Here is a 19,982-nt window from a genome sequence, read left to right on the forward strand (position 1 = left end):
AGTCGGCGCGGACCGCCGCGCGCGGCTCGGCTACGGTGGGCGCGTGCCCACCCCTGACTTCGTGCTGGACCTCCGCCGCCTCATCGGCACCCGTCCCCTCCCGTTGGTGGGAGTGACCGCGGTGATCGTGCGGGACGACCACGTGCTGCTGGGTCGTCGCAGCGACACCGGACGGCTCACGCCCATCACCGGCATCGTCGACCCGGGCGAGGAACCCGCCGACGCCGCGGTGCGCGAGGCGGAAGAAGAGGCCGGGGTCCGCATCCGCGCCGAAAGGCTCGCGTGGGTGCATCAGATCCCGCGTGTCACCTATGCCAACGGCGACCAGAGCGATTACCTCGACCTGACCTTCGCGTGCGAGTGGGTGTCGGGTGACCCCGTGCCACTGGATGGCGAGATGACCGAGGTCGGATGGTATCCGGCGTCGACGATCGAGGCGATTCTGGATGCCGAGATGGCGGCGCGGGTGCGCGCGGGCCTGGCGACGGGGCCGACGCGCTTCGAGGGCGGCCGCTGAGCGTCAGAACTCACGCCGCATGAGCACCCGCGGGAACCCGGCGAGCACCGAGGTCGTCTCGGCCGCCTCCACGAACCCCGCGTCTTCGAACAGCTTCTTCGTGCCGACGTACGCCATGGTCAGGTCGACCTTCGCTCCGCCGTTGTCGACGGGGTAGCCCTCGACCGCCGGCGCACCGTTGTCGCGCGCGAATGCGACGGCCCCCTCCTGAAGGGCGTGCGAGATGCCCTGCCCGCGGTGGCCGGGGCGCACCCGAATGCACCAGACGCTCCAGACGTCGCGATCGTCGACGTGAGGGATCTTGCGGTTCCGCGCGAAGGAGGTGTCCCGCCGCGGATGAACGGCCGCCCAGCCGACCACCTCGTCGCCCGCGTACGCCAGCACGCCCGGTGGGCCCTCCGACAGCAGCTCGCGTACCCGCTCTGCGCGCTCGGGCCCGCGCAGGGAGACGTTGTCCTTCGAGGCGATGCGGTAGCTCAGACACCAACAGACGGTGGCATCCGGGCGCTTCGGACCCACCATCGTCGCGATGTCGTCGAAATCGGTCGCGGCGCGAACCCGGATGTCCACGACACCAGGGTGCCGCACGGGGGCCGGCGAGGGAAGACGGGGTCAGCCGCCGTCGCCGAGGGCCTCGAGTGCCTGCGCCAGATCGGGCGGGTAGGGCGATTCGAACGTGACCCACTCCCCTGTCCCAGGGTGCGCGAATGCGAGCCGGTGCGCGTGCAACCACTGGCGGGTGAGACCCAGCCGCGCCGACAGGGTCGGATCGCCGCCGTAGAGCGGATCGCCCGCGCAGGGATGACGGTGAGCCGCCATGTGCACGCGGATCTGATGGGTGCGACCCGTCTCGAGGTGGATCTCGAGGAGCGAAGCACGCGGGAAGGCCTCGAGGGTCTCGTAGTGGGTCACCGAGTCCTTGCCGTCCGGGGTGACCGCGAACTTCCAGGAGTGATGGGGATGCCGCCCGATCGGAGCGTCGATCGTGCCGGCGAGCGGATCGGGATGACCCTGCACGACGGCGTGGTAGATCTTCTCGACCTCGCGCTCCTTGAACGCACTCTTGAGCAGGGTGTACGCACGTTCGGTCTTGGCGACGACCATGAGGCCGCTCGTGCCGGCGTCGAGACGGTGCACGACGCCACGCCGTTCTGCGGGACCACTCGTCGCGATGCGGAAGCCGGCGGCCGCCAGGGCGCCCAGGACGGTCGGCCCCTCCCACCCGAGGGAGGGGTGCGCGGCGACACCGGCCGGCTTGTCGACCACGACGATGTCGTCGTCGTCGTGCACGATACCGAGATCCGGCACCTCGACCGGCACGATCTCGGGTTCGCGCTTGGGCTCCCACTCCACGCTCAGCCAGCTGCCCGCGTGGAGACGGTCCGAGCGACCGGCGGTGCGACCGTCGACGCTCACTCCCCCGGCATCGGCGACGTCGGCTGCGAACGTGCGCGAGAATCCGAGCATCTTGGCCAGGGCTTGATCGATGCGTGTTCCGTCGAGCCCGTCGGGGACGGGCAGGCTCCGCGACTGCATGTCAGCGGGTTCCCGGCTCGGGAGACCGCTCGATCTCATCATCGGCATCGGCGGCGGCCGCGCGCGACGCCCGGGTCTCGCGCGTGCCGTCGAGTCTGAGGCCCACGAGCACCAGAATCGCGACGGAGATCATCATCGACACGATGAACACGTCGGCCACGTTGTAGATCGCCGGCATCATCCACGGCGTCGAGATGAAGTCGACGACGTGGCCGACCGGGAAACCCGGTTCGCGCACGAGGCGATCGGTGAGGTTTCCCAGCACGCCCCCCAGCAGCAGGCCCAGGACGACGGCCCACAGCCGGGAGCGCACACGCCGCACGGCGAGGAAGACGATGACGCCGGCGACCACGGCCAGGGCGATCGTGAACACCCACGTCACACCTTCGCCGAGCGAGAAGGCGGCCCCGGGGTTTCGGACGAGGTAGAACTGCAGGGCGTCGCCGAGCACCGGCACGACGCGCTCCGGCGGGAGGCTCTCGATCGCGGCGGTCTTCGCCAACTGGTCGGCGGCCAGCACCAGCACCGCGAGGATCGCGATGACGATGCCGGCCGCCGCCGGACGCAGAGGAGATCGACTGCGCAAAGAGTGGTCCTACAGACCGATCGCCGACACCGGCGTCGTGCCCGAGGACGTCGCGGTGGTGTCGAGGTCGCGGAGCTGCCCCTCGATGTACGAACGCAGCTGCGAGCGGTAGTCGCGCTCGAAGTTGCGGAGCTCGGTGATGCGGCCCTCAAGGGAGACGCGCTCCTTCTCGAGGCGAGCGCGCTCTTCGCGGCCCTTCTGCTCGGCCTCGGCGACGATGGACGCCGCCTGAGCCTGGGCGTCGCTGACGAGCTGGTCGCGCTGGGCGCGACCCTCGGCGACGTGCTCGTCGTGCAGACGCTGGGCGAGCTCGATGATGCCGGCGCTCTGCGCGGCCGGCTCCAGGTCGGAGGTCGACGTCGACGCAACGGGAGCCTCTTCGGCGACGGGCTCCGCGACAGCGGGCGCCTCGACGACGGGAGCGGGCTCGGCGGCGGCGGGGGCGGCCTCGCCGGACTCGTACGCCGCGAGCTTCGTCTTCAGCTCGTCGTTCTCGGCGATCGTCTTGCGCCATTCGACGACGATCTCGTCGAGGAAGTCATCGACCTCATCGGGGTCGAAACCCTCTTTGAAACGCACGTGCTGGAACTGCTTCGTGACGACGTCATCGGGGGTCAGTGCCATGGTGATTCCTCTTTCGAGAGCTCTGATAAGGAGGGGGTGGGGGTGTCGCACCGAGGCGTACCGCTTCGGAACAGCATAGCCGCCGCCCCTCCGCAGTGTCGAAAAGCACTGTCGAGGAGACGGCGGCGGTGGGCGTCACGCAGCCGCGAGGGACCGGGTGACGCTCAACAGAAGGAAACAGACGAACATCACGATCGCGAAACCGAAGTCGATAGCGATCCCCCCGATGCGCAGGGGCGGGATCACGCGACGAATCAACTTGATGGGCGGATCCGTCACGGTGTAGACGATCTCGGCGAGAACCAGGGTGGCACCGCGAGGGCGCCACTCCCGGTTGAACATCGGAATGTACTCGAGCACGAGGCGCGCGAGCAAGATGACGATGTAGATGAACAGGACAGCGCTGAGGATGGAGCCGACGAGGCTCAGGACCGCCACGTCGCGTTACTGGGACGCGAAGGGCGCACCCTCGGGGTCGGCCTGCGCAATCGCACCGTCGCCGGACACGGCGATGTTCTCGGGAGAGAGAAGGAACACCTTGCTCGTCACCCGCTCGATGCGGCCGTACAGCCCGAGCGAGAGTCCGCTCGCGAAGTCGATCAGGCGACGCGCGTCGGCGTCGCTCATCTGCGACAGGTTGATGATGACCGGGATTCCCTCGCGGAAGTTCTCGGCGATCGTCTGCGCGTCGCGGTACTGCTTGGGGTGCACCGTGAGGATCTCGCTGACGGGTCCGGCCGCAGGCTGACGCACCACGGCGGGACGGTGCAGCGGGGTCACCGGCGCGGCCTTCTCGACGGGAGCAGCAGTCTGTGCGGGCTGCTTGCGCGCGATGGGCTGCGGCGCTGTCTCCTCATAGGTCTCTTCCTCGTCGGCGAGGCCCAGGTACACCATCGTTTTCTTGAGGGGGTTCGACATCGCATCCTCCGTTCGCTCGTCTGATTCGAGGCTAGTCGCGCGGGGGCCTCGGGCCCGTGATTGCGGAACCGATCCGCAGGTGTGTCGCGCCCATCGCGATCGCTTCCGGGAAGTCGCCCGTCATACCCGCGGAGATCCAGCGCGCGTCGGGCACCACGGCGCGCACCGCGTCGGACGATCGACGCAGTCGCTCGAACGCGCGGGCGGGCGCTTCATCGAGGGGGGCGACCGCCATGACGCCGCGAAGACGCAGGGTCGACAGATGTGCGACGTGCGCGGCGAGGTCCTCGACCCCGTCCGGCGCGACTCCCCCGCGACCGGCGTCGTCGGTGAGGTTGACCTGGAGCAGGACGTCGAGAACCCCGTCTCCCTCAGCGCCGTCGAGCGCGTCGGCGAGGCGCGCTCGATCGACCGAGTGCACGGCATCCGCTGCCGCCCGTACGGCCCGCGCCTTGTTCGTCTGCACTTGACCGATGAAGTGCCACCTCACATCCGGGATGCCGTCGAGCTCCGCGCGCTTGGCGGTGAGCTCCTGCTGACGGTTCTCCCCCACGTCGCGCACGCCCAGCGCGTGGAGGTCCGCCACGAGGGCGGCCGGGTGGAACTTCGTCACCACGATCCGCGTGATGTCGGCGACATCGCGATGCGCCGAGCGGGCGGCATCCCGAATGCGCTCGTCGACGGCGGCGAGCCGGTCGGCCAGGGCGGTGTCCATGGGGCTCCTTCGACGACGAGAGCGGGCCCGGTGGAGACCGGACCCGCTTTCTTCGGAGAGATCGTGCGTGCTCTGGAGAGGCTTACTTCAAGAAGTCGGGCACGTCGAGGTCGTCGTCGGCGTAGCCGTTGTCGTACGAGGTCTCCGGCACGCGGGCGGTGACGGGGGCCGGCTCCGGGCGGCGCTCAGGAGCGCGCTCGGCGGCGGTCTTCTGCTCTTCGGCCGCGTCGAGGTCACGGGCGACGTCGTCGGCGGGGATCGAGGGGACCACGGGCGCGGCGGCCGGGCGCTGGGCGCTGACCGGCTCGATGCGCAGCGAGGGCCCGCCGCCGTCGAAGCCCGCGGCGATGACGGTGACGCGCACCTCGTCGCCGAGGGTGTCGTCGATGACCGTACCGAAGATGATGTTGGCCTCGGGGTGGGCGGCTTCCTTCACGAGCTGAGCGGCGTCGTTGATCTCGAAGATGCCGAGGTTCGAACCGCCCTGGATCGACAGCAGCACGCCGTGCGCGCCCTCGATCGAGGCCTCGAGCAGCGGGGATTCGACGGCCAGCTCGGCGGCCTTGATCGCCCGGTCGGCACCGCGAGCGGAGCCGATGCCCATCAGCGCCGAGCCCGCACCCTGCATGACACTCTTGACGTCGGCGAAGTCGAGGTTGATCAGACCCGGGGTGGTGATGAGGTCGGTGATGCCCTGGACACCCGCGAGCAGGACCTGGTCGGCGGTGGCGAACGCCTCGATCATCGAGATGCCGCGATCGCTGATCTCGAGCAGCCGGTCGTTGGGAACGACGATGAGGGTGTCGACCTCCTCTTTCAAACGGCCGACGCCGGCCTCCGCCTGGCTCTGCCGACGACGGCCCTCGAACGAGAAGGGCTTGGTCACCACACCGATCGTGAGGGCGCCGATCGACTTGGCGATCTTCGCGACGACCGGTGCACCACCGGTACCCGTGCCGCCGCCCTCACCCGCGGTGACGAAGACCATGTCGGCGCCGCGCAGGGCCTCTTCGATCTCCTCGGCGTGATCCTCGGCGGCGCGGCGGCCGACTTCGGGATCGGCGCCTGCGCCGAGACCCCGGGTGAGCTCGCGACCCACGTCGAGCTTGACGTCGGCGTCGCTCATGAGCAGCGCCTGCGCGTCGGTGTTGATCGCGATGAACTCGACGCCCCGCAGCCCGAGCTCGATCATGCGGTTGACGGCGTTGACGCCGCCGCCGCCTACACCGACCACCTTGATGACGGCGAGGTAGTTCTGGTTGTGGCTCATGCCGGCCTCCGTTTGTCCCCGAACCCGAAACTCTAAACCTCATGTTGAGGGTTAAAGAATTGCCCGGTATGCAATTCCTTATTCCGAAGGTAGGTGGCGGATACGACGCGGCCCGCCCGACACGCGGCGTGTCGGATGATCGCCTTCCAGATCGGGGATGACGCACCCGCGCGCCGGCACGCCCAGCGTCTTACCGTGTGCCCACAGACGGCACCGCGGGCCGGAGGATGACCCCGCGGCGCGGATCAGCGGACGACGCCCGCGTCCGGGGAGGTGACGTCGTACTCCTTGGCACGGTCGGGCGGGCTCTTCTGCACGAGACGGTCGAGCACGACCGCCTTCTCGGCCGAGCGATCGGCACTGCCCCACACCACCGTCGACCCGGAGGCGCCCAGCGTCAGGGTGACGTCGTCGGGGGTCGACGCCGATACCCTCGTCACCTGCGCGCGAACGGCGTCGGGAAGCGCCCGCATGACCCGCCCGGCCGCGTGGAACGCCGCCGACCCCGTTCCCTCCGCGATGTCGATCACCGGCTGGCCGGCCGGGGCATCGGGCGTGGTCGACAGCGCGACGCCGGCGGCATCCACCACCGTGAAGCCCGCCGCGGTCTGCATCGCGCCGATCGGGGTGCGCTCGACGACGTTGACCACGAGGTCGTGCGGCGGCCGCGCTTCGAGCGTGTACGACTCCACCAGGGGGAAGCGGACGAGAGCGGCCTTGACGGCGCTGTCGTCGACGAGCGCGAGCGGGGTTCCGAGCTGCCCGTCGAGAGCGTCGGCGACGGCGGCGGCGTCGAGCTGAGACGTGCCGACGACCTCGATGCGTTCGAGCGCGAAGAGCGGGCTGTACGCCACCCCCGCCGTCCCCGCAACGGTGAGGGCGATCGCCGCACCGACGCCGATCCAGATGTTCCGGCGCCGCCGGTGGCGGACCGTGAAGCGCTTGACCTCGGCCGACAGAGCGCGGCGGCGTGCTCGCGACGCACGCAGGACGTCACGGAATCCGGCGCCCTCGAGGGACGGCTGGTCCGTGGCATCCGTCGTCGCGGCCCGGACGAGGGGCGTCACCGGTGCGGTCTCGAGAGGCGGGACGGCGTCGCGCGAGATCCGCGGCGCGGTGCGCTCGCCCCGCGCGGCGGGACGGACGGACTCCGGCTGCTGCGGAAGGGGCGAGGGCCGCTTCACGCTCAGACCGCCGCGGCCTCGGTGCGCGAAAGCGCGTCGAGCACCTGCGGAATGATCTGGTACACGTTGCCGCACCCGAGGGTGATGACGTAGTCGCCCGGCCGGGCGATCTGCGCGGTGTAGTCGGCGGCCTCCTGCCAGTCGGGCACATAGTGCACGTGTCCGGGGTCGGCGAACGCGCCGCTGACGAGTTCGCCGGTGACGCCGGGCACGGGGTCTTCGCGCGCGCCGTAGACGTCGAGCATGACGGTGTGATCCGCGTGGGTCTCGAGCACCTCGGCGAACTCGCGGAACATCTCCTGCGTGCGCGAATACGTGTGCGGCTGCTGCACGGCGATGAGGCGGCCGGCGCCCACGACCGTACGCGCGGCCGACAGCGCGGCGGCGACCTCGGTGGGGTGGTGCGCGTAGTCGTCGAAGACGCTGACCCCCCGCGCGACGCCGTGCAGCTCGAATCGGCGCACGGTACCGCCGAAACCCTCGACGGCGCGGGCGGCGTCAACCAGCGAATGACCGAGCACGCGGAGCACCGCGACGGCGCCGGCCGCGTTGACGGCGTTGTGGGCACCTGGAACGCGCAACCGCACGTCGACGCTCTCGCCGTCGGCGGTCAGGGTGAAGGCGACGGGGCCGTCGGTGCGGATGCCGCTGAGCCGAACGTCGGCGGACGCGTCCTCGCCGAAGGTCACGACGGCGTCGTGCGTGATGCGCTCGCGCACGGCGCGCGCGCCGGGGTCGTCGGCCGAGATGACCACGGCCTCGCTCGCCGCGTCCGCGAAGCGGGCGAAGGCCGCATCGAACGCGTCGCGCGAGCCGAAGTGGTCGAGGTGGTCGGGGTCGACGTTGGTGATCAGCGCCACCGACGTGTCGTAGAGCTCGAAGGTCCCGTCGGACTCGTCGGCCTCGACGATGACGAGGTCGTCGCTCCCGGTGCCGCTGGAGACGCCGAGATCAGCGATCACCCCGCCGTTGACGAAGGTGGGGTGGACGTCGAGGGCGCCGAGCGCCGTGACGATCATGCCGGTCGAGGTGGTCTTGCCATGCGCCCCCGCCACCGAGACGAGGCGGCGGCCGCCGATGAGCCAGTGCAGCGCCTGCGAGCGGTGGATGACGTGCAGCCCGCGCTGTTTCGCCGTGACGAACTCGGGGTTCTCCGGCCAGATGGCGCCGGTGTGCACCACCGTGTCGGCGTCGCCGAGGTGGGCGGCGTCGTGACCGATGTGGACCGTCGCGCCGCGCGCCGCAAGGTCTTGCAGGGCGGCGCTGTCGGAGCGGTCGGAACCCGAGACGCGGATACCGCGGTCGAGGAACATGCGGGCGAGCCCGGACATGCCCGATCCACCGATTCCGATGAAGTGGGCGGAGGCGATGTCCTCGGGGATGGGGAGGCTCAGGTCGGGTCTGATCATGGCGAATGCGAGTTTACGTCGCCGACCCTGCGCGTGCGCCCCGGCGCGCCCGCGGGGAGCCGGGGCGCCGGCGGGGGTCGCCCACTCGGGCGCCCGCCCGCCGCGGGCACCCTGCGGGATCAGAGGGCGAGCGCCTTGTCGATCAGCGCGATGACGTTCTCGGTACCGGTACGGATACCGGTGCGAGCCGCCGCGTCGCGCATCACCGTGCGGCGCTCGTCGTCGCGCAGCAGCGGCACGACGTCCTGCCGGACGCGCTCCGGCGTGAGGTCTGCGTCGGCGATGAGGATCGCCGCGCCCGCGCGCACGGAGGCGGCGGCGTTCAGAGTCTGCTCGCCGTTGCCGACGGCGTAGGGGACGTAGACCGCGGGGATGCCGAGCGCGTTGATCTCGCTCACCGTCGCCGCCCCGGAGCGCGCCACGACGAGGTCGGCCAGCGCGAACGCCAGATCCATGCGGTCGACATAACGAACGACGGCGTACCCCGCGGCCCCGGGGTCGGGCAGATCGGACGTCTGTCCGGTCACATGGAGCAGCTGCCACCCCGCATCGAGCACGTCCTGCCACGCTCCCCCGAACGCCGTATTGAGCCGCAAGGCCCCCAACGACCCGCCGAACACGAGGAGGGTGGGGCGTGCGGCATCCAACCCGAAGTGCGCGGCCGCGTCGGCGCGGGAGGCGGCGGCGTCGAGCTCGACGATCTCGCGGCGCAACGGCATCCCCACCTCTCGCGCACCGCGTAGCGGCGTGCCCGCGAAGGCGACGCCCACCGCGTGGGCGCGGCGAGCCCCGAGGACGTTCGCCAGGCCGGGCTTGGCGTTGGCCTCGTGCACGATGAACGGCACGTTCTCGCGGCGCGCGGCGAGGTAGGCGGGCGCGGCGGCGTACCCGCCGAAGCCGACGACGACGTCGACGCCCCGCGCGCGGATGAGTCGGCGCACGTGGGCGATGGCCCTCAGGAAGCGGGTGGGGAACACGGCGGCCGCCCGGTCGGGACGGCGGGGGAACGGAACCTTCGCCACCGTGAGCAGTTCGTAACCGCGCAGGGGCACGAGACGCGCTTCCAGCCCCTCGCGCGTGCCGAGGACGAGCACGTCCGCCGCGGCGTCGCGCGCGCGGAGACCGTCGGCGACGGCGAGGAGCGGGTTGACGTGCCCGGCGGTACCGCCGCCGGCGAGAAGGTAAGTCGTCACCGTACGACCCTAGCCAGATCGCGAGGCGGGGTCGATCAGCTCCGTCGAGTCAGACGACGGCCCGGAAAACGGCGGGGCGTCTCGGCAGCGGCGACCGCGCGGCGATCGGGCAGCGTGCGTGCGCACGACAGCAGGACGCCGCACGCGATCAGCACCGACAGCAGTGATGTCCCGCCCTGCGACATGAACGGCAGCGGCACCCCGAGCACCGGGAAGACGCGCAGCACGACGCCGATATTGATCATGGCCTGACCGACGATCCAGATGGTGATCCCACCGGCGACGATCCGCACGAAGGAATCGTCGGTGCGGCGGATGATGTGGAACGCGCCGACGGCGAACATCGCGAAGAGTCCGAGGACGACCACGCAGCCGATCAACCCCAGTTCCTCGCCGACGATGGCGAAGATGTAGTCGTTCGCCGCCGCCGGCAGCCAGTCGTACTTCTCGGCGGAGTTGCCCAGCCCTCGTCCGAGGACACCGCCCGACGCCAACCCCCAGATACCGTGCAGGGGTTGGTAGCAGTCGCCGAGGTAGTTGGCGAGACAGTCCTGGTCGAGGAAGCTCATGATGCGCCGCATGCGGTCGGGACTCGTGACCGCCAACAGGGCGACCGCGCCGAGGGCGCCGATGGCCGGCAGGACGAAGATGCGCAGCTTCACCCCCGAGAAGAACAGCGCACCCAGAAGCACGAGGACGAGGATCATCGCTGTTCCCAGATCCTTACCACCCATGACCGTGGCGATGACGAGGGCGCCGACCGGCACGATCGGGATGAACACGTGCCGCCAGTTGCTCAGGAGGGTCTGCTTGCGGAAAAGGACGTAACCCATCCACAGCGCGAGAGCGAGCTTGAGGAATTCGGCCGGCTGCGCCTGGATGCCGGCGATGTTGATCCAGTTACGGTTTCCGTTCGCCGAGACGCCGAGAGGCGTGAACACCAGCAGCTGGAACATCACCGCGAGAATCAACGCCGGCCACGCCATGCGCTTCCAGAATTTCAGCGGTGCGCGGCTGAGGACGAACATCAGCGGGATGCCGATCACCGCGAAGACACCCTGCTTGAGCACGTGCTCGAGGGGGTTCTGAGCCCCGCCCAACGCCGAGGTCGCCGACAACACCATCACCAGGCCGAACCCCGTGAGCAGCAACGCCGCCGAGGCGATCAGCAGGAACTCGATCGACACCGGGCGGAAAGCCCGCCCCAGCGAGACCCGGGCCGAGAGACCCGGGCGGGCGCCGTCGTCGGGTGCCTGCCGCGGAGGGGGCGCCGTCGTGGTCACGCGTGTCCCCCTCAATCGTTCGGTCGAGCCGCTCCATCGCCCTGGCCCGCGATCCACGCCCGCACCGCGTCGGCGAAGCGCTCGCCGCGGTCGGAGTAGGACGCGAACTGGTCGAAGGATGCCGCCGCGGGAGCGAGGAGCACGGTGTCTCCGTCCCGGGCCACACCCGCCGCCACCTCGACGACCTGGGCCATGACGTCTTCAGTCTCGGCGTGGTCGACCTCGAACAGCGGCACCGCCGGGGCGTGTCGCGCGAACGCGGCGACGATGTCGGCGCGCTCGGTGCCGATCACGATGACCGCGCGAACTGTGTGGCCGCGCGCACGGACGAGGTCGCTGAGGTCGACGCCTTTCAGCAGTCCGCCGACGACCCACACGGCCCCCGGGTAGGCGGCCAGCGACGAGGCCGCGGCGTGCGGATTGGTGGCCTTGGAGTCGTCGATCCACGTCACACCGGCGTGCGCGCCGACGACCTGGATGCGATGAGGGTCGAGCCGGAACCGCTCGAGCGTGTCGTGGATGTGAGCCGGTGTCGCGCCGAGGGAGCGGGCGAGGGCGCTGGCCGCGAGGATGTTGGCCACGACATGGGGGGCGGCGAGGCCGCGTTCGGCGAGGTCGGCGACGGTCGTCAACTCGAGCGCCGACGTGGCCCGCTCCTCGAGGAACGCGCGGTCGACCAGGATGCCGTCGACGACACCGAGGTCGCTCGGGCCGGGAACGCCGAGATCGAAGCCGATGGCGCGGGCACCTTCGCTGACCTCGGCGTCTTCGACCATCTTCCTCGTGGCGATGTCGGCCTTGTTGTAGACGCACGCGACGCGGGTGCGGGCGTAGACGCCGGCTTTCGCGTCGCGGTAGGCGTCGGCACCGCCGTGCCACTCGAGGTGGTCGTCAGCGAGATTCAGGCACACTGCGGCGTGCGGCGACAGGGCGTCGTTCCCGCTCTGCTGGTTGAGGTACCAGAGCTGATGGCTCGACAGTTCCACCACCAGCGCGTCGAAACCCCCGGGGTCGCGCACGGCGTCGAGCACGGGGGTGCCGATGTTGCCCACGGGGGCGGCGCGCACGCCCGCGGTCGCGAGCATCTCGGCGGTCAGACGCGTCGTGGTGGTCTTGCCGTTGGTACCGGTGATCAGCACCCAGTCGGCGGGGCGTCCGTCGGCGCGCACGACCTTGTCGCGCACGCGCCACGCGAGCTCCACGTCGCCCCACAGCGCGATGCCCTGCTGCTGCGTCCACCGGATGACGGGGTGATGGGGTGCGAAGCCGGGTGAGGCGATCACGACGTCGGGGGCGAAGTCGACGAGGGCGGCCGGCGCGGCATCCAGCGGACCCTCGTGCAGGTCGACGCCGAGCACCGGCAGGAGGCGCGCGTACTCGGCATCCGCCCTCTCGGTCACGACGAGCACGACGGCGCCGAGTTCGGCGAGGGTGTCGGCCACCGAGAAGCCCGTCACCGACAGGCCGAGCACGGCGACGCGCAGGCCCTTCCAGTCGGCGTGCCAGCTGGTGAGGGAGGAGAGAGCGGTCATACGCGTGCGAGCCATTCGACGTAGAAGAATCCGATGCCCGAGACGGCGAGGAGCCCGGCGATGATCCACATGCGCACCACGATGGTGACCTCGGGCCACCCGCGCATCTCGAGGTGGTGGTGCAGCGGGCTCATGAGGAACAGGCGCTTGCCTTTCGTGGCCTTGAAGTACGCCCGCTGCAGGATGACGGATCCCGACGCGATCACGTAGACGCCCGCGATGAGCACGAGCAGCAGCTCGGTGCGGGTGAGGATCGCCATCGCGGCGATCACGCCGCCGATGGCCATCGAGCCGCAGTCCCCCATGAAGACCTTCGCCTTGGGGGCGTTCCACCAGAGGAATCCGACGAGGGCGCCGACGAACGACGCGGACACGATGGCCAGATCGAACGGGTCGCGCACCGCATAGCATCCCGCCTGCACGGCCGGATCGAGCACGTCGGCGCACATCTGCTTGTTCTGCCAGAACGCCATGAGGCTGTAGGCACCGACGACGAAGATGCCGGAGCCGGCGGCCAGACCGTCGAGGCCGTCGGCGACGTTGACGGAGTTCGATGCCGCCGTGCCGATGAACGAGATCCACGCGAGGTACAGCAGCCAACCGAGCACCGGGCCCAGGGCGAACAGGGACAGCACCTGGATGTCGCGGAAGACCGAGATGTACTCCGAGGCGGGCGTCTGACCGAAGCTGTTAGGGAAGTTCAGCGCGACGATCGCGAACGGCACGGCCACGATGATCTGGCCGGCGATCTTGCGCCAGCCTGACAGGCCGAGGCTGTTCTGGTGGCGCACCTTCATGTAGTCGTCGATGAAGCCGACCACGCCGAACCCGAGCATGAGCCACAGCACGAGCAGACCCGACAACGTCGGGGGGTTGTTGCCGGCGTACGAGCCGATCAGGTAGCCGATGATGGTGCCGAGGATGAAGATCGTGCCGCCCATCGTGGGCGTGCCCCGCTTGGCTCCGTGCGAGGGGTTGTGGACGTTCTCGGGCGTGCGGATGACCTGTCCCCAGCCCCACCGGCGGAACCATCGGAGGAACACCGGTGTGAGGAACAGGGTGAAGGCGAGCGAGATCGCCGCTGCTGTCAGAAGTGATCTCACGCGAACAAGTCTCCCAGACGGTCGCCGAGGTGCCGGAGCCCCGCCGAGTTCGACGACTTCACCAGCACGCGGTCGCCGTCGCGCAGTTCGGTCGAGAGGTAGGCGTAGGCGGCGTCGGCGTCCGCAAAGAACACGGCCTCTCCGTCCCACGAGCCCTGGGCGATCGCCTCGAGGTACATACGGCGGGCCTCGGCGCCGATGACGACGATGCGCTGGATGCGCAGGCGCACGGCCAGCAGCCCGACCCGGTCGTGCTCCTCGTCGGCGTACTCCCCCAGTTCGCTCATGGCCCCGAGCACGGCGACCGTTCGCTCGTCGGGGCCGGTGATCTGCGCGAGGGTGCGAAGGGCAGCGGCCATGGAGTCGGGGCTGGCGTTGTAGGCGTCGTTGATGATGCAGACGCGATCAGAGCCGAGCGGCTGCATGCGCCAGCGCTCGGCGATCTCGACGGTCTCGAGACGCGCGATGGCGTCGGCGGCCGACACGCCCAGGGCGGTGGCGGCGGCGATCGCGGCGAGGGCGTTCATGACGTGGTGCTCGCCCAGCACGCGGAGGGTCAATGTGTACGTCTGTCCGTCGATGAGAAGGTCGGCGCGGGTGCCGGATGCCGAGACCTCGACGTCGACGGCCCGTACCTCGGCGCGCTCGCCCCGGCCGAACCACCGCACGCCCTGCCCGCGCTCGCGGGCGATCGGCTCCATTGCAGCGACCCGGGGATCGTCGGCGTTGAGCACGGCGAGGCCGCCCTCGCGCGTGGCGCGCACCAGTTCGCTCTTGGCGTGGAAGGTCGACTCGATACCGCCGAAGCCGCCGGCGTGGGCCATGCCCACCATGAGGACGACGCCGAGGTCGGGGGTGACGAGACCCGCCAGGTGCGCGATCGCGCCGGGTGCGCTCGCCCCGAACTCGCTCACGAGGAAGCGGGTTTCCTCCGTCACGCGGAGCATCGTCAGCGGTGCGCCGACCTCGTTGTTGAACGAGGCGCGCGGCGACACGGTGGCGCCCTCGTCTTCGAGGATGCGGGCGAGCAGGTTCTTCGTCGTCGTCTTGCCGTTCGAGCCGGTGATCCCCACGATCTTGAGCTCTCCCGCCGCTCGCACGCGGTCGACGACGTCGCGGGCGAGGTCGCTGAGAGCCGCCACGACATCGGGCACGACGATCTGGCTCACCTCGTCGTCGAGTTCGCGCTCCACGATCGCCAGCGCCGCCCCTCGCTCGGCGGCGGTGCCGACGAACAGATGGCCGTCGGTGGTCTCGCCGGGCTTGGCGACGAAGATCCCCCCGGGCTCGATCAGGCGTGAGTCGGTGTCGACGAGGCCGGAGACGAGAGTGTCGGCGGAGTCGCCCGCGCGGACGACGAGACGACCGCCGAGCACGTCGGCGATGGAGGAGAGGCTGAGAGAGATCATTGCTGTGCGGACGCCCTTTCCGATGTCGCATTCGTTACCGAGACGAGACCGGCGCGCGGGTGTCTCAGCCGAACTTGGGCAGTTCGGGGGTCGTTGTTCCGGAGGGGATGACCCGGTAGGTCTTGAGAACCTGCGTCAGGGCCTTCTGAAACGCGGGCGCGGTGGCCGCCGACGATTTTACCGTCCGCGGTTCGTCGAGGTTGACCTCGACGACGTACTGCGGGTCGTCGGCGGGGGCGAAACCGATCATCGTGGTGAAGTACGCGTCGCCCTTGTAGGCGCCGGTCGTGGGGTCGGCCTTCTCACCCGTACCGGTCTTGATGGCGACGCGGTAGCCGGGGATGGCCACCTGGTCGGCGAGCGTCCCCTGGGTCGCGACGTTCTCGAGCATCTGCGACACCGTGTGAGCGGCATCCTCGGACACGACCCGCTCGCCCTGGGCGTCGGGCACGTCGGTGACGGTGCCGTCGGCAGCGGTGCAGCCCTCGACGAGGCTCAGCGGCATCCGCACTCCCCCGTTGGCGATCGTCTGGTACGCCCCCGCGAGCTGGGGCACCGTGACGGCGAGCCCCTGCCCGAAGGTGGTGTTGTAGAAGGTCTGCTTATCCCACGTGGAGGGATCGCGCAGGATGCCGGACGACTCGCCCGGGAATCCGACGGCCGTCGGCTGGGTGAGTCCGAACTTCTCGAGGTACGAGACGCGGGTGTCGAGCGGGATCATCTCGCCGAACTTCGAGATTCCGACGTTCGAGGAGTCGATGAGCACGCCCGTCAGGGTGTAGCGGTTCTCGGGGTGCGCGAACGAGTCCGAGACGCGTGCACCGTCGGCGAGCGTCTCACGCGACGATGCGGTCACGGTCGTGCTCGAGGTGAACGCGCCGCTGTCGAGACCGATCGCCGCGGTGATGGCCTTCATCGTCGAGCCCGGCTCGTTGGGGTCGCCGAACGCGGCGCTCCCCCGGTCGGTGTCGGGCGTCGCGGTCGGGTCGTTGGGGTCGACCGTGGGGTACTCGGCCAGCGCCCGGATCTTGCCGGTCTTGGCCTCGACGACCGTGATCGTGCCGCGTAGCGATCCGGTGTTCTGCACCTGCTCGGCGATGAGCTGGGTGAGGTACCACTGCAGATCGCGGTCGATGGTGAGCTGGAGCGTGCCGCCGTCGACGGCGGGCTGGGTGACGACCTGGGTGCCCGGAAGCACCACGCCATGAAGGCTCTGTTTGAAGACGACCTTGCCGTTGGTGGATGCCAGGCACGAGTCGTCCGCCGCTTCCAGACCCGCGAGCGCCTGGCCGTCGCTGCCGACGAAGCCCAAGAGGTTGCCGCCCACGGCGCCGTCGGGGTAGACCCGACCCGCCTGCGGGGGGAAGCTGAGGAAAGGAAGTCCGAGGTCGGCGAGGGCCCGATACTGCTCAGTCGAGATGGCCTTGGCGACGACCGCGTACTGCGAGTGGGGGTTGTCGCTCAACGCGTCCGCGACGATCTTCTGCACGTCGCCGCTGTTCATGCCGAGGACGTCCGCGATCCGGCCGGCGAGCTCGGGCCAGGATGTCGTGATCTTCTCCTGGTCGTCGTCGTAGGTCTCGATGCCGTCGACGGCGAGCGAGGGGTCGATCTGCACGTCGTACCGGTTGATGCTGGTCGCCAGCGGCGTGCCGTCGGCGTCGACGATGGGTCCTCGCGAGGCGTACAGCACACGCGAGGACTGCAGTCCCATCGAGAGCGAGTCGTCGACGTGCTCGCGCGCGTTGACGACCTGGATGTCGATCAGGCGCACGACGAAGGCGACGAGCACGATCAGCACGACCGCGAGGGCGGTCACCGTGCGACGCCGCGGGGACCGGGAGGTGGCTGTCGTCATGGTTCTCATCGTGTCGCGGGTGTGGGCAGACCGTCGCTGATCGGCGGGGGTGTCGCCGATCCCGTCGACGGTGTCACGGCGTCGGCGGGAGCCGTGGTCGCCGCTTCGGGCGCCGTGCCACCGGTCTCGGTCGTGGCCGCAGACGGGTCGGTCACCAACGGGACGCCGGCGATCAGGGCGTTGCCGACCGACCCCCGGCCCTTGGCATCCACCGACGAGGTGGTGTCCGCGGGCTTGTCGGACCCGACGACCGCGCCGTCGCTGAGGCGCAGGTAGGTGGGCGATTCGTCTATCACCATGCCCAGGGCGGCGGCGTTGGCGGCGAGGTACTGCGGCGAGTTCAGTCCGGCGGTCTCGTCGTAGAGGATCTGCTTCTGGTAGGTCAGGTCACGCTGCTGCTGGGTGAGCGTGGCGATCTCGAAGGAGCTCTGGGTGGTGAGGATCCCGAGCCCCATCTGCGCGAGCACGATCACCACGGCTCCCGTGACCGCGACGATCCCGAACAGTCGCCGCGGGACGCGGCGACGGGCGGGGGCGGGCACGACGGTCAGCCGGCGCTCGCGAATCGGGGTGGGGAAATCGGGGAGGAAGGCGTCGACGACCTGGGGGTCGATGGCCGGAGATGCGCTCATACGTCCTCCTGGGTCCGCTCGGCCGCGCGCAGACGCACGGGGGTGGCACGGGGGTTGGCTGCGCGTTCTTCGTCGCCCGCGAGTTCTGCTCCGCGCACGAGCAGGCGGAACTTTGGTGCGTGCTCGGGCAACTCCACCGGAAGCCCGCGCGGAGCGGTGGATGCCGATGCCTCGGCGAGCACGCGCTTGACCAGCCGGTCTTCGAGCGACTGATACGACAAGACCACGATGCGCGCGCCCACGGCGAGCACACGGAGCGCGGCGGGGATCGTGCGCTCGAGCACCGACAGTTCGGCGTTGACCTCGATGCGCAGAGCCTGGAAGACCCGCTTGGCCGGATGCCGTTCGCGCAGCACCGCCGCCGGGGTCGCCTCCTGCAGCACCTCGACGAGCTGGCCGGAACGCTCCAGCGGCGCCTTCGCGCGGGCGGCGATGATCGCGCGGGCGTAGCGCCCGGCGAGCTTCTCCTCGCCGTAGCGCTCGAAGATGCGGCGCAGGTCTCCCTCTCCGTAGGTCGCCACCACCTCGGCGGCGGTGACCCCCGAGGTCTGGTCCATGCGCATGTCGAGGGGGGCGTCCTGCGCGTAGGCGAAACCGCGGGAGGCTTCGTCCAGTTGGAGCGAAGAGACCCCGAGGTCGAACAGGATGCCGTCGACCTTCGACACTCCCGCGGATGCCACCGCCTCGGCGATCCCGTCGTAGACGGTGTGCACGAGGGTGACGCGATCACCGAAACGCGCCAACCGCTCGCCGGCGATGCGCAGGGCGTCGGTGTCGCGGTCGAGGCCGATCAGCCGCGCCTCGGGGAAGCGCTCGAGGAGGGCTTCGGAGTGCCCGCCCATGCCGAGCGTGCCGTCGACGAACACGGCGCCGGGCTTGCGGAGTGCGGGGCCCAGCAGCTCGGCGCAGCGCTCGAGGAGGACGGGGGTGTGGATGTCGCGGATGTCCATGATGACGGGGTCCGATCCTTCGGCTCTGATCCCCACCCGCATCGACCTGGCGCCGGGGAAGTGCGTCAGGGCGTGCGGCTGGGCATCACAACCGGAGGGTCAGAACAGTCCCGGGATCACCTCCTGCTCCATCTCGGCGTACGTGTCTTCGTTACTCTCGGCGTAGGCGTTCCAGGCCTCGGCGTCCCAGATCTCGGCGTGGGCTCCGACGCCGGTGACGACGAGCTCGCGGCCGAGACCGGCGTAGCTGCGCAGAGTCGGGGGAACGGTGATGCGGTTCTGGCTGTCGGGCTTCTCTGCGCTGGCCCCCGAGAGGAACATGCGCAGGAAGTCGCGAGCCTGCTTGTTGCTGAGCGGAGCCTCACGGATCCGCTCATGGACGCGCTCGAATTCCTCGGTGCTGAACACGTAGAGGCAGCGGTCCTGCCCCCGGGTGATCACCACTCCGGCGCCGAGATCGTCGCGGAACTTCGCGGGCAGGATGACGCGCCCCTTGTCATCGAGCTTGGGAGTGTGCGTGCCGAGCAGCATTCGGGCACCCACCCCCCTTCGTCCGGCCTGCGAAGTTTCCCCCACTTTACTCCACTGGCCTCCACTTCGCTATTGATCTCGAGGATCTTCTGCGGCGGAACGACAGCGTGTACTGTGCACGCGCACGGGGTCTCAGCCTGAGGAATCCGCGTGATCTCGCGACCCCGCGCGGTTCGACGAGCACCGCGAGCGACCGGTGGAGGAAAAAGGAGGGTTTTCGTTCCCCCTCCCCCGTGCCCCCTCGGGCATTGCCGGGCAGGCGGGGTTCACCGGCGGATGCCGCGCGCCGGGCGCACGAAAAAGCACCGGCTCCGAAGAGCCGGTGCTGGTGAAGACGAAGAGGGGCTAGGGGTTCTCGTGCCGGCGGTCCCACCGGTCGTTCATACGATCCATGAACGACGAGCCTGCGGGGCGCGCGGCGCGGGGCTTCGATGCGGTGGGGGCGGGAGCGGGAGCGCCGCGCGTCGGGGTGACCGCGAAGATCACGCCGCCGACCATGAGCAGGAAACCGAGCACACCGATGCCGATGCCGAGAAAGCCCGTGTTGAAGCCGATCGACACGCCCACGACCAGGGCGCCGAGACCGGCGAGCACCAGGATCGATCCGAGGACGATGTTGCGGTAGCTGAGGGCGCGACTGGGTGCCGACACGACGTCTGTGTCGTTACTCATGAGATGGCGCTCCATCTCATCCAGCAAACGCTGCTCCTGCTCGGAGAGTGGCATGCATCC

21 protein-coding genes are annotated in these 19,982 nt (G+C 69.9%); 1 reads left to right on the top strand and 20 read right to left on the bottom strand.

From position 1 onward, the window contains the following. Positions 1–43 precede the first annotated feature (43 nt). On the top strand, positions 44–517 hold the full coding sequence (locus MT347_RS09965) for an NUDIX domain-containing protein (protein ID WP_243500659.1): 474 nt from the start codon (positions 44–46) through the stop codon (positions 515–517). 3 nt (positions 518–520) lie between these two features. Here the strand turns inward: MT347_RS09965 and MT347_RS09970 are convergent, their stop codons facing one another. The 20 genes from MT347_RS09970 to MT347_RS10065 form a co-directional block, all read right to left on the bottom strand. Beyond that, complete coding sequence (locus tag MT347_RS09970) at positions 521–1,087, bottom strand: GNAT family N-acetyltransferase (protein WP_243500661.1); 567 nt, start codon at positions 1,085–1,087, stop codon at positions 521–523. Between the two features lie 42 nt (positions 1,088–1,129). Continuing rightward, on the bottom strand, positions 1,130–2,053 hold the full coding sequence (locus MT347_RS09975; protein WP_243500663.1) for an RluA family pseudouridine synthase: 924 nt from the start codon (positions 2,051–2,053) through the stop codon (positions 1,130–1,132). Position 2,054: 1 nt separating this feature from the next. Then, positions 2,055–2,639, bottom strand: a complete 585-nt coding sequence (gene lspA / locus MT347_RS09980; protein ID WP_243500665.1) for a signal peptidase II — start codon at positions 2,637–2,639, stop codon at positions 2,055–2,057. 9 nt (positions 2,640–2,648) lie between these two features. Further along, positions 2,649–3,263 (bottom strand): DivIVA domain-containing protein, encoded by a 615-nt coding sequence (locus MT347_RS09985; protein ID WP_243500667.1) that lies wholly within the window; start codon positions 3,261–3,263, stop codon positions 2,649–2,651. 135 nt (positions 3,264–3,398) lie between these two features. Next, on the bottom strand, positions 3,399–3,701 hold the full coding sequence (locus tag MT347_RS09990) for a YggT family protein (RefSeq protein ID WP_243500669.1): 303 nt from the start codon (positions 3,699–3,701) through the stop codon (positions 3,399–3,401). A gap of 6 nt (positions 3,702–3,707) precedes the next feature. Then, positions 3,708–4,181, bottom strand: a complete 474-nt coding sequence (locus MT347_RS09995; RefSeq protein ID WP_243500671.1) for a cell division protein SepF — start codon at positions 4,179–4,181, stop codon at positions 3,708–3,710. Between the two features lie 31 nt (positions 4,182–4,212). Beyond that, complete coding sequence (locus MT347_RS10000) at positions 4,213–4,896, bottom strand: YggS family pyridoxal phosphate-dependent enzyme (RefSeq protein ID WP_243500673.1); 684 nt, start codon at positions 4,894–4,896, stop codon at positions 4,213–4,215. Positions 4,897–4,978: 82 nt separating this feature from the next. Then, on the bottom strand, positions 4,979–6,166 hold the full coding sequence (gene ftsZ / locus MT347_RS10005) for a cell division protein FtsZ (RefSeq protein ID WP_243500675.1): 1,188 nt from the start codon (positions 6,164–6,166) through the stop codon (positions 4,979–4,981). A 245-nt stretch (positions 6,167–6,411) separates the two neighbouring features. Further along, positions 6,412–7,350: an FtsQ-type POTRA domain-containing protein gene (locus tag MT347_RS10010; protein WP_243500678.1), complete on the bottom strand. Its 939-nt coding sequence runs from the start codon at positions 7,348–7,350 to the stop codon at positions 6,412–6,414. Between the two features lie 2 nt (positions 7,351–7,352). Further along, on the bottom strand, positions 7,353–8,759 hold the full coding sequence (murC, locus tag MT347_RS10015; RefSeq protein WP_243500680.1) for a UDP-N-acetylmuramate--L-alanine ligase: 1,407 nt from the start codon (positions 8,757–8,759) through the stop codon (positions 7,353–7,355). A gap of 119 nt (positions 8,760–8,878) precedes the next feature. After that, positions 8,879–9,952 (bottom strand): glycosyltransferase, encoded by a 1,074-nt coding sequence (locus tag MT347_RS10020; protein WP_243500682.1) that lies wholly within the window; start codon positions 9,950–9,952, stop codon positions 8,879–8,881. A 35-nt stretch (positions 9,953–9,987) separates the two neighbouring features. Then, a complete protein-coding gene (gene ftsW, locus MT347_RS10025) occupies positions 9,988–11,235 on the bottom strand; it encodes a putative lipid II flippase FtsW (RefSeq protein ID WP_243500684.1) in 1,248 nt (415 codons plus the stop codon). A gap of 11 nt (positions 11,236–11,246) precedes the next feature. Continuing rightward, complete coding sequence (murD, locus tag MT347_RS10030) at positions 11,247–12,767, bottom strand: UDP-N-acetylmuramoyl-L-alanine--D-glutamate ligase (RefSeq protein WP_243501112.1); 1,521 nt, start codon at positions 12,765–12,767, stop codon at positions 11,247–11,249. Beyond that, positions 12,764–13,870, bottom strand: coding sequence for a phospho-N-acetylmuramoyl-pentapeptide-transferase (gene mraY / locus MT347_RS10035; protein ID WP_243500686.1), 1,107 nt, complete (start codon positions 13,868–13,870; stop codon positions 12,764–12,766). The genes murD and mraY overlap by 4 nt, the downstream gene beginning before the upstream one ends. Further along, entirely contained in the window at positions 13,867–15,279 is a 1,413-nt protein-coding gene (gene murF, locus MT347_RS10040) for a UDP-N-acetylmuramoyl-tripeptide--D-alanyl-D-alanine ligase (protein ID WP_243500688.1), read from the bottom strand. The genes mraY and murF overlap by 4 nt, the downstream gene beginning before the upstream one ends. Before the next feature lie 64 nt (positions 15,280–15,343). Then, positions 15,344–17,137, bottom strand: a complete 1,794-nt coding sequence (locus tag MT347_RS10045) for a penicillin-binding protein 2 (RefSeq protein ID WP_243500690.1) — start codon at positions 17,135–17,137, stop codon at positions 15,344–15,346. Between the two features lie 5 nt (positions 17,138–17,142). Beyond that, positions 17,143–17,769, bottom strand: a complete 627-nt coding sequence (locus MT347_RS10050; protein WP_243500692.1) for a hypothetical protein — start codon at positions 17,767–17,769, stop codon at positions 17,143–17,145. Continuing rightward, complete coding sequence (gene rsmH, locus MT347_RS10055; RefSeq protein WP_243500694.1) at positions 17,766–18,719, bottom strand: 16S rRNA (cytosine(1402)-N(4))-methyltransferase RsmH; 954 nt, start codon at positions 18,717–18,719, stop codon at positions 17,766–17,768. The genes MT347_RS10050 and rsmH overlap by 4 nt, the downstream gene beginning before the upstream one ends. Positions 18,720–18,818: 99 nt before the next feature. Further along, positions 18,819–19,250: a division/cell wall cluster transcriptional repressor MraZ gene (gene mraZ, locus MT347_RS10060; RefSeq protein WP_243501115.1), complete on the bottom strand. Its 432-nt coding sequence runs from the start codon at positions 19,248–19,250 to the stop codon at positions 18,819–18,821. Positions 19,251–19,595: 345 nt separating this feature from the next. Further along, positions 19,596–19,976: a DUF3040 domain-containing protein gene (locus tag MT347_RS10065; RefSeq protein ID WP_243500696.1), complete on the bottom strand. Its 381-nt coding sequence runs from the start codon at positions 19,974–19,976 to the stop codon at positions 19,596–19,598. Positions 19,977–19,982: the final 6 nt, after the last annotated feature.

The organism is Microbacterium sp. VKM Ac-2923 (genome assembly GCF_022815605.1).
Taxonomy (GTDB): domain Bacteria; phylum Actinomycetota; class Actinomycetes; order Actinomycetales; family Microbacteriaceae; genus Microbacterium.

Coding starts and splice junctions, on each gene's coding strand:
- rsmH (WP_243500694.1), bottom strand. CDS start 18,719: ATGGACATCCGCGACATCCACACCCCCGTCCTCCTCGAGCGCTGCGCC.
- murD (WP_243501112.1), bottom strand. CDS start 12,767: ATGACCGCTCTCTCCTCCCTCACCAGCTGGCACGCCGACTGGAAGGGC.
- MT347_RS09975 (WP_243500663.1), bottom strand. CDS start 2,053: ATGCAGTCGCGGAGCCTGCCCGTCCCCGACGGGCTCGACGGAACACGC.
- MT347_RS09995 (WP_243500671.1), bottom strand. CDS start 4,181: ATGTCGAACCCCCTCAAGAAAACGATGGTGTACCTGGGCCTCGCCGAC.
- MT347_RS09985 (WP_243500667.1), bottom strand. CDS start 3,263: ATGGCACTGACCCCCGATGACGTCGTCACGAAGCAGTTCCAGCACGTG.
- MT347_RS10000 (WP_243500673.1), bottom strand. CDS start 4,896: ATGGACACCGCCCTGGCCGACCGGCTCGCCGCCGTCGACGAGCGCATT.
- mraZ (WP_243501115.1), bottom strand. CDS start 19,250: ATGCTGCTCGGCACGCACACTCCCAAGCTCGATGACAAGGGGCGCGTC.
- murC (WP_243500680.1), bottom strand. CDS start 8,759: ATGATCAGACCCGACCTGAGCCTCCCCATCCCCGAGGACATCGCCTCC.
- MT347_RS10065 (WP_243500696.1), bottom strand. CDS start 19,976: ATGCCACTCTCCGAGCAGGAGCAGCGTTTGCTGGATGAGATGGAGCGC.
- MT347_RS10050 (WP_243500692.1), bottom strand. CDS start 17,769: ATGAGCGCATCTCCGGCCATCGACCCCCAGGTCGTCGACGCCTTCCTC.
- ftsZ (WP_243500675.1), bottom strand. CDS start 6,166: ATGAGCCACAACCAGAACTACCTCGCCGTCATCAAGGTGGTCGGTGTA.
- MT347_RS10045 (WP_243500690.1), bottom strand. CDS start 17,137: ATGACGACAGCCACCTCCCGGTCCCCGCGGCGTCGCACGGTGACCGCC.
- murF (WP_243500688.1), bottom strand. CDS start 15,279: ATGATCTCTCTCAGCCTCTCCTCCATCGCCGACGTGCTCGGCGGTCGT.